The following is a 13,751-nucleotide window of genomic DNA, read 5'->3' as shown; positions in this document are numbered from 1 at the left end:
AATCATGGAGGTGCATTAATGATGAAATATGTATATAGCTTCAATGAAGGAGACCAGTCCATGAAGGGACTGTTAGGTGGAAAGGGAGCAAATCTCGCTGAAATGACTCGCATTGGATTACCAGTTCCTCCAGGATTTACTGTCACAACAGAGACCTGTAATGAATACTACACAAAAGGTGAAAAGCTTTGGCCAGAGCTAGAAACCGAAATTTTTCAACAGTTGGCCTACATAGAAGAAGTCACAGGGAAAAAATTTGGAGATCATCATCGACCACTACTTGTATCCGTACGTTCAGGAGCGGTGGTATCCATGCCTGGAATGATGGATACGATTCTAAACCTTGGGCTTAACGATGCTTCCGTGATTGGTATGGCAGCGGCAACAAAAAATGAAAGATTTGCCTATGATAGCTATAGGAGATTTATACAAATGTTTGGTGATGTGGTATTAGGAATTGAAAAATATAAGTTTGATACGCTATTAGAAAAGCGCAAATTAGATAAAGGGATTGAGCAAGATACAGACCTGACAACTGAAGATCTACAGTATTTAGTAGAAGCCTTTCAAAAAATTGTTCTGAGGGAATCAAAAATGAGCTTTCCTCAAGATGTGAGGGTCCAACTCCTGATGTCTGTAGAAGCGGTATTTAAATCATGGAATAACCCAAGGGCTAATGTCTATCGTAAATTAAATGACATTCCTAAGAGTCTTGGGACAGCAGTTAACATTCAATCAATGGTATTTGGTAATATGGGCGAAACCTCTGGAACCGGTGTGGCCTTTACACGGAACCCATCTACAGGAGAGAAGCTTTTATATGGGGAATTCTTAATGAACGCCCAAGGAGAAGATGTGGTGGCAGGAATTCGAACCCCAAGGGTCATTCAAGAGCTAGGGGACAAAATGCCAGAAGTCTATCAAGAATTTGTAGACGTGGCAGATTTACTAGAAGCCCACTATAAGGACATGCAGGACATTGAGTTTACAATTGAAAACAGTAAGCTTTACCTATTACAGACAAGAAACGGTAAACGAACTGCCGCTGCCGCTATTAACATTGCTGTAGAGATGGTGGGTGAGGGTGTTTTGACAAAGAAAGAAGCAATCATGAGAGTGAAACCAAGTCAATTAGATCAATTACTCCACCCTACATTTGATGAAAAGGCATTAAATGTAGCAACGTTGATTACAAAGGGTCTTCCTGCTTCTTCAGGAGCTGCCACGGGACAGGTTTATTTTAATGGAGAAGATGTTGTCAGGATAAATAGTGCTGGTGGAAAAGCGATTCTAGTTCGTCAAGAGACCTCTCCTGAGGACATTGAAGGAATGGTGGCATCACAGGGTATTTTAACTGCAAGGGGAGGGATGACATCCCACGCTGCAGTTGTGGCAAGAGGAATGGGTAAGTGCTGTATTGCCGGAGCTGGAGAGGTTCGTATAGATGAGGGACAAAAATATTTTAAAGTGGGAAATCAACGCTATGAAGAAGGCCAATGGATTTCTTTAGATGGAAACATAGGAAATGTTTATGAAGGGAAGGTTCCAACAAAGGAACCAAAGCTTATTGGAAATTTTGGTGTACTGATGGAGTGGGCTGACCAGTTCAGACAGTTAAAGATTCGAGCCAATGCAGATACCCCACGAGACACACGACAGGCCATTAAGTTTGGAGCAGAAGGAATAGGACTATGCCGTACGGAGCACATGTTTTTTGAAGGAACAAGAATCAATACAGTGAGAAAAATGATTGTTGCCAACAATATAAAAGACCGTCAAAGGGCATTAGACCAATTATTGCCTATGCAAAAAGCGGATTTCATTGAAATATTTAAGGAAATGGGAGATCGCCCGGTTACTGTTCGTTTGTTAGATCCACCACTGCATGAGTTCCTACCCCATGGAGATGAGGACATCAAGGAGCTGGCCCAGGCATTAGAAATGACATATCAAAGTCTAAAGGAAGTTGTATCGGATTTGAAGGAATTCAATCCTATGCTAGGACATCGTGGTTGCCGTTTAGCTGTCACCTATCCTGAAATTTATGAAATGCAGGTCAAGGCAATTATTGAGGCCGCAATAGAGGTTAAGGAGCAGCATGGCTACAACATTGTACCAGAGATTATGATTCCTTTGATCGGAGAGATCAAGGAGCTACAATACATTAAAAACGTTATTATCAAAGTGATTGATGGGGTAATTGAAGAGAAAAATGCTGATTTGAAATATTTAATCGGTACTATGATTGAAGTACCAAGGGCAGCAATCACTGCAGATGAAATCGCAGAGGAAGCAGAATTCTTCTCCTTTGGAACCAATGATTTAACCCAGATGACCTATGGTTTTTCAAGAGATGATGCAGGGCGATTTATTAGTGAATATAGAGAAAAGAATATTCTAGACCATGATCCATTCCAGAGAATCGATCGTCGGGGTGTGGGACGATTAATGGAAATCGCAGTGGAGCTTGGACGAAAGGTAAAACCAGAACTGAAAATTGGAATCTGTGGAGAGCATGGTGGGGATCCTGATTCTATTGATCTTTGTCAGGAACTGGGGCTGGATTATGTTTCTTGTTCCCCTTATCGGGTGCCCATTGCACGATTAGCTGCTGCACAAAGTGTGATTAAAAACAAAGACCAATCAAAAGAATAGAGCAAGTAGTACAAGACAACTCAATAATTCAGATATTGACGCCATTTAATTAATATATGATCACAAGTGTCCTTGTTATAGTAAATTATGATATATATAACAAGATATATCTAGACTTAATAACGGTGAACCTTCGAAAGATGATGGCGCTTTTCTGCTTAAATGTTTGCCCATACTGCTCATGTTGAGACAGTTGGTTTGATAGAGAAGAAGTAGGTTGGATTCGAAGGGTTGTAAGGTTTTTAAGTGAATATAGAAGTGTAGTATACGTTCCCTCAGACTAAGGTTTGGGGGAACTTTGCTTTGGGGGGGAACTTCCACGCAAAACTAAAGGAATACTATGGAGCAGTATTTTTACTAACTTAATATCTTATTGTGGAAAAACTTTTACCTTATATTGACAAATAGACTACTATGCAGTACAATATAGTTAGACTATTATGCGGTGCAAGGTAGTTGGAAGGTAGGTGAAAGGTATGGTAGATCGTTCTCAATTAATGCGTGGGACGTTAGAAGGGTGTATAGTTAAGATCATAAGTGAAGAAGAAACATATGGTTATGAAATAGTATCCTGGCTTAGAGATTATGGATTTGAAGACGTAGGAGAAGGTTCAACTTATCCTATTCTAGTACGACTTGAGAAAAAGAAAATAATATCTTCTACTTACAAAGAGTCCCCCCTTGGACCAAAGAGGAAATATTATTTTTTGACTGACATGGGAAAGGAATTTTTAAGAGAGTTTGAAACTACATGGAATGATGTAAAGAATACCGTAGATAGAATAATGAAGGGAGAATGAGGATATGTTTGAAAATGAAGTAACTCTACTAAAAACAGAAAATGAAACACAATCAAAAAACCTGAGAGAAGATGACCAGCGAGTTATTAAGGGTATCATGAAAAGTATGAGTATGTTTAAGGTTAATTCATATGATGCACAAGTGATTCAAAGGGATTTGATAGGAATGGCACACGAACTGAAATTGAGGGATTCCAGCTTACAAGAGGCCATAGGGGATGATGTGAAAGGGTTTACTCATGAAATCATTAAGAATAGCGGAGGCCCATGCAAGAGGGAGATTGTACTTAACTTTTTTCTTAAGCTATCGGGATACTTTTTTGCTTGGTTTACAGTATTTGCTATTGGAGCCTATGGGAGCCTGTCATGGGAGGCAAATCCAATTATATATCTTTTCTTTCTTGGAGCGGTGTTAATAACATTTATAACAGAGGGGATTATAGCGCCACTATTTAGTACTGAAAAGGGACTCAAAAAAAATTTACAATCATTAATCTCAACGTTGTTATTTGTTGTACTAACTTTCATCATTTTCTTATTGAATGACAAGCAATATACCACAGAAGTAAAAGGTGGAATCATTATTGTAGCATCGGGGCTAGTATACTTAATCACAAGGTATTCAAATTCAATCAATATTCGTAGGTTAGCCAAAGGTAAAAAGAATTTTATTAATGACTTAAAATAGTTGCCAATGGAATAAGGGCTTCCTAGTGTATAATAGACTTTAGGAAGCCTCTGTTTTATTTAGCGAAGTAATATCGTCATTCTATCACAACACACGTCGAGTGTGTTGTGTTGATAGAGAAGGAATAGGTTGTAATCAGAGGGCTAGAGAAATCTAGTCCTTTTTTATTGTGTATTTGTATGGAATTATACGGATTAAAGAGTCTCTATTGATTTAAACGGTTCCTATGGCTAATGTAAAATTTTTAATTAGTACTATGTTGTGATTACTAGCATAATAGAATATAATCATATTATCCCCCCATGGGGGATATGGGGAGGCGATTGTAATAGTACAGATAAAGTTAAAAAAGAAACAGCTCAAGGAATATGCTAGTATTAAAACAATAATGCTACTAGCCATTCCTGCAATGATTGAAAACATACTACAAGTATTTATAGGAGTAGTAGATACATATTTTGTTGGTAGAATTGGAACAGAAGCTATTGCAGGTGTTGGAATTACAAATTTAACTATGAATGTATATATTGCATTCTTTTCGGCACTGGGGATAGGAACCACAGCTGTTGTATCTAGGTATATTGGGGCAGAAGAAAATGAAAAAGCCGACCATGCAGTTAAGCAGTCAATAATAATGGCTTTAGTTATTGGATTAATGTTTGGTATTATTAATCTAATATTCTCAAAGAAAATTTTGCTACTATTGGGAGCTGGGGAGGGGGTAATTGAATATGCTTTGCCATACTTTCTATCGGTTGCTGTTCCCTCGGTTTTTCTATGTGTAAATATGGTTTTGGCTAGTGCTCTAAGAGGTACTGGGGATACAAAAACACCAATGCAAGTTGCAATTATATCAAATATTATCAATGCAATCCTTGACTATATATTAATTTTTGGAATATTTAGTTTTAGTGGTCTTGGAATTTTAGGAGCAGGATTGGCAACAACATTTTCTAGACTAATAAGTGTCATTCTATTACTGAAAAAAATTAATAGCAAAGATACTAAAATTAATATTTTTATATTTGGACAATGGAAAATTGACTTTATAATGTTAAGTACTATCACAAAGATTAGTATACCTGCTGCAGTGGAAAGGTTAATCATGAGATCAGGTCAGCTTATCTATGGAGGTATGATTATAAAAATTGGAACAGAAGCCTATGCAGCCCATAATATAGCTGGAACAATAGAAACATTTTCTTATTTACCAGGCATGGGCTTTGGTGTGGCAGCGGCTACCTTAGTAGGTCAGCACCTAGGTAAAAAGAAAGAAGACGAAGCTCAGAGCTTAGGTTTAATTGCATATCTATTATCTACAGGATTTATGGTTATTGTGGGCATTATTTTTTATATCTTTGCACCAGTTCTTGCAGGATTATTTACAAAAGATGAAAATATTATTAATCAGGTAGTTCAAGTATTAAGGATAATTGCTTTGTTTCAACCTTTTTTATGTATTACACTAGTTATAACATCAGCGCTTCAGGGAGCAGGAGATACGAGATTTCCCATGTATTCATCACTAATAGGTATTTTGGGAATTCGGGTATTAGGAGTATATATATTATGCATGCGATTAGGATTTGGCTTAGTAGGTGTATGGATTGCCTATGCAATAGATATAACTGTTAGAGGAGTCATTCTAATGATAAGATACTTAAAGGGGAAATGGAAAGAGGTAAGGATATCATAGCTCTCACAAAGGAGGATTTATAATATGAAAAAACATAAGCACCCTAATCAAAAACAAATAATTAATAGAATGTCTAGAATAATTGGTCACTCACAAGCGATAAAAAGAATGTTAGAGGAAGAAAAAGAGTGCAGTGAAATATTAATACAGATTGCAGCTGTTAAATCTGCTTTGAATAACATGGGGAAGTTAATCTTAAAAGATCATATCAATCACTGTATTGTTGAAGCTATTGAGAATGAAGATGATAAAGCTTTAGAAGAATTAGATGAAGCTATAGACAAGTTTATTAAGTAGGTAGATTATATTTATTTGTTTTTGAAAAATAGAAAAACATACTTAATTGATAAAGAGCTATTTGGGGATAAATTAATATAACTAAGCCATTAAAAAATGAAAAAGGAGAGAACAAGACGATGACAAGCTGGCTGAAATCAGATAGGAATTATGAAGGCAATAGGAGCAAAAAACAAAGACCAATCGAAGTAGAGCTTTAAATAGTATGAAGAAGGCTTGAGAAAAAAGTTTTATTGCATAGTCTATAATAAGATAAGAGTATTATTTCTTAGTATTTAAGAGATAATACTCTGTTTTTTTGATATAGAATATGTTTATAAAGCTGTAAATATAAGCAAAAAAAGCTATTATTGAAACGCTTATGGAGCACCAACTTAAGAAATAATCTGGTGTTTTTTTATTTTCTTACTTTATATTATTGACAATGAAAATATAATTTGCTAGAATGAACATGATAATAATAATCAATATCAACTATAAATATTTTGAGGAGGAAAAGAGACTATGAAAAAAATATCAATTATATTTGGTAGTACAACAGGAAACACGGAGAGAGTAGCGGAAATAATTAAAGATAATATGGCTGAGTGTGAAGTTACCGTAACTGATGTATGTAATGCAAAGGATGAAATGATCAAATCAGCTGACACTGTACTATTTGGAGCATCTACTTGGGGTTATGGTGAAATACAAGATGATTTCTTAGAATATTATAATTCAATGAAAAGTGAACTATTAAGTGCTAAGGATGTTGCTGTATTTGGTTGTGGTGATAGTGTAGGTTTTTCAGACGTGTACTGTAGAGCGGTGGATTTAATAATAGAAAAAGCATCAGAATGCGGTGCTAATGTGATTGGAGAAGGCTTGAAGGTTGATGGGGATGTTGATGACAATGTCTCTAAAATAGAAGCATTCGCTAAGGAATTAGTCTAAAGTGTAATTACAAATAACTAAAAGAATAATACCAATTTTATCGGAAATATCGAAACTAGATTTTATTAAATTACATATAAATGGCATAAATTATCGCGGCAAAATTTATGTTATGGAGATGATTTATTTGGCAAGAATGAGACAACCAAGATTTAAAACGTGTAGAAGATTAGGAATAAATGTTTGTGGTCACCCTAAAGCAATGAAGAGGGCAGATAACGGGCAAGTAAGAGATAAAAGAAAGCTATCTTCCTATGGAATTCAACTATTAGAGAAACAAAGATTAAGGGCATATTATGAAGTAATGGAGAAGCAGTTTAAAATTTATGTAAAGGCCGCCATAAAAGATAGTGAAACTACAGGGAATTCTTTAATCAAAAAACTTGAATGTAGATTAGATAATCTAGTATATAGGACTGGATTTGGAAGTTCAATTAGACAAGCGAGGCAAATGGTAGTTCATGGACATATTTTAGTTAATGGAAAGAAAGTAGATAGACCTTCATTTGCTGTCTCAGTAGGCGACGATATCTCACTTAGAGAGAAGTCTCGTAAAAACAAAATATTTATAGATAATTTTCTTCGCAATGTAGATTTTTCGTATCCCTATATAGCAAAAAATGAAGCTGGTTTTTCGGGTCAACTGATAAGAATGCCAGAGCGCCATGAAGCCCCAATAGAGGTAAATGATCACTTAGTTGTTGAGTTCTACTCAAAAACTATATAGATTTTTTAATTATTATTGGATATTAAAATTCCAAAGTGATTCATGCATGAATGTAATAGCTATTTCAGACTATTTATGATGTTTATAGATAGTCTGAAATAATTCTTCTTTCTAAATAAACAATATACTTGACATTACACTGAGAATCAAAAACTAAAGGGGAGTATTTATGAATAGAGTATATAATAAAGATAATTTTTATTTCTGGGAGAATCTAGTTAGAAATACAGATAATATTTTGTTTGGAGGTAATGATAAGAGAATTATTACTTCGGAATCTGTAATTATATACATTGGAATACTAGATATTGAAAAAGATATTTTAAGATCAGGATGGAGCTGTCATGACGATGTAGATACAGCACTTGGTTTTTTACAGCATGTCTTTATACCGACATCTTTCTATACTTGGATAGATAGAAAAAGTGAAGGTTTATTTATACCCTTATCACCCTTTGATGTTTTAAAACATGAAGTGTTTAATGATATTAATGAATTAGATGATAGAGCATATATAGATGCAACAAGAATGGAAAGGTCATATTATTTCTTAAATAGTATTTGGGAAAATCAAAGAGAAGTAAAGAATGAGAAAATTAAAAATTTTTGCCAATATTTTAATAGTGAGTGGAATAAAGAACCTGAGAGGAAATTGTTCATAAGAATGTTTCGGGAACCTTTAGAGATATATAATTACATTTTCGAAGGGGGATTTGGAGAAGTCATTGAAGAAGAAATTAGAATGTCTATGGAAGATTTTAAATTTATATGTGAGCATGCATGTGATGAACCATTAATAAATAAAAACTTAATCAAGATTTTGAATAGGAATATACCCGTATGGTTTTGATATATTGAAATTATAGAATTGTAGCACTAATGTGCTATTTTTTATTATTACTTGAAGCATATCATTGTTGAAAGTTTTGGGAGAGAATAGGAGTGGTTGAAGAAGGTATCTCGTAAACAGCTAATTCTTCTAGTTGATCAAGTGATTTTGCAATGGCATATTTACACTCTAAAATATATCAGGCATACGTGTAATGACGTCCATATCAAGGCTGAGAGCCTTCTGTAAAAATCCATTTGATCGGAGAGATCAAGGAGCTACAATATATTAAAGATGTTATTATTAAAGTGATTGATGGGGTAATTGAAGAGAAAAATGCTGATTTGAAATATTTAATAGGTACCATGATTGAAGTACCAAGGGCAGCAATCACTGCCGATGAAATCGCAGTGGAGCTTGGACGAAAGGTAAAGCCAGAACTGAAAATTGGGATCTGTGGAGAGCATGGTGGGGATCCTAATTCTATTGATCTTTGTCAGGAACTGGGGCTGGATTATGTGTCTTGTTCCCCTTATCGGGTGCCCATCGCACGATTAGCCGCTGCACAAAGCATCATTAAAAACAAAGACCAATCAAAAAAATAAAAGGAGATAAAAAAATTCGATATAGATTTCATAGGCGTTAACCTAAGCAATATTTTGGAAATTAATTTCGAGAAAAAAGTATTCCTGTAGTATTTCAAACGTTGTTTTTCTCTGACGCTTATCATGCAAACTTTTTTTACTCATTTTCTTGAAAAGTCTTTCAAGAAAATGAATATTTGGTATTGTTAATTGAAGCTTTAGGGCTATCTCATTAGCATGAATTGCAAAAATACTTACAAATCGCAACATACTTAAACTTCTTGTGAAATGTTGATTTGCTGGTATATATAGAACATTGTATAAAGAAAACATGGCAACTACTGCTATTAAGCGCCCATATATCAAACACTCTAGCTGGTATTTACCACAAGAGCCTATTTTATCAATATTTAAATAGCTTTTTAATGATTTAAATACGAGTTCAATTTGCCATCTTGCTCTATATAAATCACAAGCAGCTTCAGGAGATAACTTATCTTTTGTAACATTTGTAACAATAATATTCCATGCCAGCAATTCAGTTTCTTTCGCACTAAGTTGTTTGCCTTGGGCTTTAGCCTGTTGGTTAGCCTTGCGTCTACGTTGATTCACCACTTTTTCTGGCAGGCGAATGGCTACAAAACGACATTTAAGTTGTTTTTTATGGGCTATTCCCAGAAAAACTTCTGTATCAACCACAGTACCCTTTAGTAAATCAGTCAAATCCACCTTAGTTAGTTGTCCTGACTTTTCTACGTAAACAATAGAGTTTTTCTTGATTCTAGTGAGATAGTAACTACCTTTTGTTGATAGTTTTTCAAAAAATGCTTTGCTAAAATATCCTAGGTCTGTTATTAGCAATTCACCTGGATTAACCATGGCAAGTAACTTATCGTTATAGGTAGTATCAGCGCCAGGAGCCTTTGTTATTTCAAGGCTTGAAAATCTAGCAGGAATCAAACTATAAATGCCTTGGACTTTTAAAGAAGATTTAGCATTGCGTCCACCTAATCCGGGGTACAGAGCCACCAGCTTATCCGGCAAAGTAATTTTGGTACTATCACATATCTTTACATCCTTAAACTGCTCAAGAATAGCGGCAGTTTTTACAGGGATTACACTATTCATAGATTTTTGCATCATATGTTTAAATGTTTCCTGTAAAAATAAAGAAGATTTTTTCAGTCTTTTATACACTGCTTCTTTGGAGATTGTTAAGCCTGGTTGAAATGCTTGGCATTTAGATGCAATTTGGTTTAATGAGGGGTTTGCTATATTTAGCAACCCGAATGTGAAAACCTTAAGAATTGTATCAGGCAACATGCCCTTTTGACGCTTCAATAAACCTGTGCCTATGGCAATTTCCATAATTTTATTGTTATCAAACAACCGAATAAATTGTATAATAAGTGATGAAGATATCTTCATGGGAATCTCTCCTTTGTGATGTGATGGTCACTTTGAGATTCCCATTTTTCATGCTTTTTTTCAAATGTAATTTTTACCTTGGAATAACATGGGTTAAGTTAACGCCTATGATATAGATTTATATTTTAAAATGTTTAAGAATATTATGCTATTTGATAGAGGTAAAATTATAGTGTCTTTGCTTGATGGGACAGAAATTGAGTGTACAATAAATGTTATGAGCCGGTAAGGGTGAAAGTTTGCCTTGGCCGTTTTTTGCTATTGAACGCAAATAGATATAAGAAAAAAATAGAGATAGAAGTATCTAAAATTGCACTATTCAATATCTCCGGTGGAATTTAGGTTATCCTTTATTGAACCACAACTCTTGTAGGAGACAAGAGCTGATGGTGGCTTTTTTAAAAGCCGGGTTATCGTGCCGGGCTTCAACATATATTTCCAAAAATTGTTTGATGGAGGTGCTCCGTGGGTAAATAGACATAAAACTAGTGAGGGAGGTTTTTATAAATGACATGTAATTGGATTATGGCGATTAAAGTGAACCATCGAAATAAGAAGGCAGTTCTATTCCAGGAGATTCTCACCAAGCACGGATGTCTTATCAAATTTAGACTGGTATCCACGAAACCGGCAACTTATGTGCTGAAGAAGGCCTCATCCTGTTGCAGCTCAGTGGTGAAGAAGAGGCTGCCAAAGCTCTTAAGGCAGAGCTCGAAGCGGTGGATGGCTTGACTGTTCGCACCATGTCTCTAAACGATCTGTAGTTTTTAACCAATGCCCGTCACACCAAAAGCACACGGACATTTCAGAAGCGTAGGCAGAAGCGTAGGGACGGGGTTGTTGCTTTGTGCGATTGGCAGAAAACGACTGCTGAGCGTGGTGTTGATAGAGAAGAAATAGTTTCAAATCAGTGCTTTAGAAGGTTTTAAGTGAAAATTGAAAAATGATTTATGTTCCCTTAGACTAGTGTTTAGGGTTTTTTTCTGTTAAAGGGGGGAATAAATTTTGCAGAATAAATAATTGTACACAAATCAACTTCTTTTAGGGAAAGTACTATAGGGGTAGGGTCAGTTCAAAAGATAAACCATTTATGAATTCTACTTCTCATCATGTTGCCGGGCATTTTAGGAGTTGTTTTATATTCTGTTTAACAGAATATAAAGGAGTAGGAAACAAAATAAATCCCTTAAGATAACTGCATACTGCTGTTTCTTAAGGGATTTATTTTGTTTATTATATTACTTTATATTTATTTCATTTTTCCAGCAATAACTTCACCAGCAAGTTTACCGGATGTAACTGCCCAAGAAAGCATAGCGGTTGGCATAGATTCTTGTCCATGAACACCACCGACACATTCACCAGCTGCATATAATCCTGGAATAATGCCACCTTCTGTATTTTCAACTTCAAAATTTTCTGTTATACGAACGCCACCAAGTGTAGTAGCAAAACGAAGTTTTTGCTCAATAATGTAATATGTTCCATCAGTTGCAAGTGGGGACAGCTCTTTACGCCCAAAATCTTTGTCCTCGCCTGATGCAACCATCTCATTCCAACGACCAATCGTTTCCTTTAAAGAGTCGCCATCAATCTCTGCAGAAACTGCCACCTCTTCTATATTATCTCCTCGACGGAAAACAGGTGTTCCTTCAGGTGTATTAAACCATTCTTCTTGTTCGTCTAATGTAAAACGTCCTGCAGGACTGGAGTTTTCATCTCCGTGAGCAAGAACACTCCATTTATCCCAAGCTTCTTGATCCATAACAAGATAAATGATATCATCTGTTTGTTCCTTTGTCGCATCTTTTATAGAAACGAAGTCTGCATTCTCATCAATAATACGTTTTCCTTCTTTATTCACATAAATTGCACCTGTTTGCTGTGTTGTAAGCATGCTATGAACTGTTGAAACACGTCCGAATCCAGACGCTACTTCAATTCCTTGGGGATACATCTTAACATAATCCATGAACTGTAGTTGTGCACCCATATCCTTAGCCATGTTGATTCCTTCACCAGTAGAAGGTGAGGCCCCATAGAATAAAACCTCTGATAAAGAATCTGAAAGCATATTCGGATTATTTCCAAAGCCTCCTGTTGCAAGAATTGTTTTTGGTGCCTTAATATTGATAGTGTTGCCATCAACATCTTTCGCAACTGCACCTACTACAGTATCTCCATCCATTGTAAAGCTGATGCCTTCTGTTTCCATTAAAATTTCTCCACCAGCATCTACAAATTTATCAGCTAAAACTCTTAGCATTACCCCGCTTCCACCTTCTACACTGTAAGAACGTTGAACAGAGTGTTCCGGAAAATTAGAGAACTGATTCTTAATCGGTACATCCATTTCTGTAATTAACCAATCAAGAGTTGGACCCATTTCCTCTGACCAAATCCATGTTAGCCTTGCATCATTTGTAAAACCTCCACCCTTCATAAGATCCATAAATATCTTCTCAGGTGTATCATCTGTCAATCCTAAGGACCTTTGGAATTCAGAATCCCCTCCTGCAAGACCACCTGCAACAGCTGATGCTCCTGCAAAAGAAGCTAATTTTTCTATTACTATTACATTTTCAACACCATTCTCTATTGCTGCATTTGCTGCTGTTAAACCTGCAGCACCCCCACCAATAATTAACAAATCAGCTTCTCTATCTATTATGTATCCTGTAGCTTTGTCTTCTTTTATGACCTCTACAACCTTTAATGCCTCTACATCTCCGTCAGCAAGCTCTACAGCTGCTGACACTGCCTCTAAGATTCCCTCGGAGGTTTTTGTCGCTCCTGTAACAGCATCTACCTTTAATGTCTGTCCTTCCACAACATTTGTGGGTATTCTTTCAATAGCAGGATCAGATATCCCATCTGTCTCTCCATGCTCTAACACCGAAACACTTTCAATGGCATCATCACTGAAGCTTACTTCAACTTTAATTATTCCGTTATATCCCTGTCCTTCTCCAATATAGGTGCCTGCTGTATAACTAGCCACCACTGTTTCCGCTGGCTGTGTACATCCAGTAAGAACAGATAAAATCATACTTAAACATAAAATAACGCTTACCAGATATTTCATTTTTCTCTTGTTCATGATATTATACCTCC

11 protein-coding genes are annotated in these 13,751 nt (G+C 35.8%); 9 read left to right on the top strand and 2 right to left on the bottom strand.

Annotated features, from left to right (window positions below):
* The first annotated feature begins 18 nt into the window (after nt 1–18).
* The 9 genes from ppdK (at nt 19) to AMET_RS14815 (ending at nt 9,230) form a co-directional block, all read left to right on the top strand.
* Nucleotides 19–2,655: a pyruvate, phosphate dikinase gene (gene ppdK, locus AMET_RS14855; RefSeq protein ID WP_012064126.1), complete on the top strand. Its 2,637-nt coding sequence runs from the start codon at nt 19–21 to the stop codon at nt 2,653–2,655.
* Between the two features lie 476 nt (nt 2,656–3,131).
* Complete coding sequence (locus AMET_RS14850; RefSeq protein WP_012064125.1) at nt 3,132–3,455, top strand: PadR family transcriptional regulator; 324 nt, start codon at nt 3,132–3,134, stop codon at nt 3,453–3,455.
* Nucleotides 3,456–3,459: 4 nt separating this feature from the next.
* Nucleotides 3,460–4,143, top strand: a complete 684-nt coding sequence (locus AMET_RS14845; protein ID WP_012064124.1) for a hypothetical protein — start codon at nt 3,460–3,462, stop codon at nt 4,141–4,143.
* Between the two features lie 388 nt (nt 4,144–4,531).
* Nucleotides 4,532–5,839, top strand: coding sequence for an MATE family efflux transporter (locus tag AMET_RS14840; protein WP_012064123.1), 1,308 nt, complete (start codon nt 4,532–4,534; stop codon nt 5,837–5,839).
* A 24-nt stretch (nt 5,840–5,863) separates the two neighbouring features.
* Nucleotides 5,864–6,136 carry a metal-sensing transcriptional repressor gene (locus AMET_RS14835; RefSeq protein WP_012064122.1) on the top strand — a complete coding sequence of 91 codons (273 nt, stop codon included), beginning with the start codon at nt 5,864–5,866 and terminating at the stop codon, nt 6,134–6,136.
* A gap of 504 nt (nt 6,137–6,640) precedes the next feature.
* A complete protein-coding gene (locus AMET_RS14830; RefSeq protein WP_012064121.1) occupies nt 6,641–7,069 on the top strand; it encodes a flavodoxin in 429 nt (142 codons plus the stop codon).
* A 127-nt stretch (nt 7,070–7,196) separates the two neighbouring features.
* Nucleotides 7,197–7,796: a 30S ribosomal protein S4 gene (gene rpsD, locus AMET_RS14825; RefSeq protein WP_012064120.1), complete on the top strand. Its 600-nt coding sequence runs from the start codon at nt 7,197–7,199 to the stop codon at nt 7,794–7,796.
* A 169-nt stretch (nt 7,797–7,965) separates the two neighbouring features.
* Entirely contained in the window at nt 7,966–8,646 is a 681-nt protein-coding gene (locus AMET_RS14820) for a hypothetical protein (protein WP_012064119.1), read from the top strand.
* 236 nt (nt 8,647–8,882) lie between these two features.
* Nucleotides 8,883–9,230, top strand: a complete 348-nt coding sequence (locus AMET_RS14815) for a putative PEP-binding protein (RefSeq protein WP_041720872.1) — start codon at nt 8,883–8,885, stop codon at nt 9,228–9,230.
* A gap of 42 nt (nt 9,231–9,272) precedes the next feature.
* Here AMET_RS14815 and AMET_RS14810 read toward each other — a convergent pair whose 3' ends face one another.
* Together AMET_RS14810 and AMET_RS14805 are read right to left on the bottom strand one after the other, a co-directional pair.
* Nucleotides 9,273–10,637 carry an IS4-like element ISAme1 family transposase gene (locus tag AMET_RS14810; protein ID WP_012062613.1) on the bottom strand — a complete coding sequence of 455 codons (1,365 nt, stop codon included), beginning with the start codon at nt 10,635–10,637 and terminating at the stop codon, nt 9,273–9,275.
* 1,249 nt (nt 10,638–11,886) lie between these two features.
* A complete protein-coding gene (locus AMET_RS14805) occupies nt 11,887–13,737 on the bottom strand; it encodes an FAD-dependent oxidoreductase (RefSeq protein ID WP_012064118.1) in 1,851 nt (616 codons plus the stop codon).
* Nucleotides 13,738–13,751 lie beyond the last annotated feature (14 nt).

Origin of the sequence: Alkaliphilus metalliredigens QYMF (assembly GCF_000016985.1) — a bacterium.
GTDB classification, from domain to species: Bacteria; Bacillota; Clostridia; order Peptostreptococcales; family Natronincolaceae; genus Alkaliphilus_A; species Alkaliphilus_A metalliredigens.
Note: the sequence above shows the minus strand (reverse complement) of the source record. Positions and strands in the feature narration are given on the sequence as shown.

Bases quoted from the DNA above. Each gene is read 5' to 3' on its own strand.
- AMET_RS14820 (WP_012064119.1), top strand. From the start codon at position 7,966: ATGAATAGAGTATATAATAAAGATAATTTTTATTTCTGGGAGAATCTA.
- AMET_RS14805 (WP_012064118.1), bottom strand. From the start codon at position 13,737: ATGAACAAGAGAAAAATGAAATATCTGGTAAGCGTTATTTTATGTTTA.
- AMET_RS14810 (WP_012062613.1), bottom strand. From the start codon at position 10,637: ATGAAGATATCTTCATCACTTATTATACAATTTATTCGGTTGTTTGAT.
- AMET_RS14850 (WP_012064125.1), top strand. From the start codon at position 3,132: ATGGTAGATCGTTCTCAATTAATGCGTGGGACGTTAGAAGGGTGTATA.
- AMET_RS14840 (WP_012064123.1), top strand. From the start codon at position 4,532: ATGCTACTAGCCATTCCTGCAATGATTGAAAACATACTACAAGTATTT.
- AMET_RS14830 (WP_012064121.1), top strand. From the start codon at position 6,641: ATGAAAAAAATATCAATTATATTTGGTAGTACAACAGGAAACACGGAG.
- ppdK (WP_012064126.1), top strand. From the start codon at position 19: ATGATGAAATATGTATATAGCTTCAATGAAGGAGACCAGTCCATGAAG.
- AMET_RS14835 (WP_012064122.1), top strand. From the start codon at position 5,864: ATGAAAAAACATAAGCACCCTAATCAAAAACAAATAATTAATAGAATG.
- AMET_RS14845 (WP_012064124.1), top strand. From the start codon at position 3,460: ATGTTTGAAAATGAAGTAACTCTACTAAAAACAGAAAATGAAACACAA.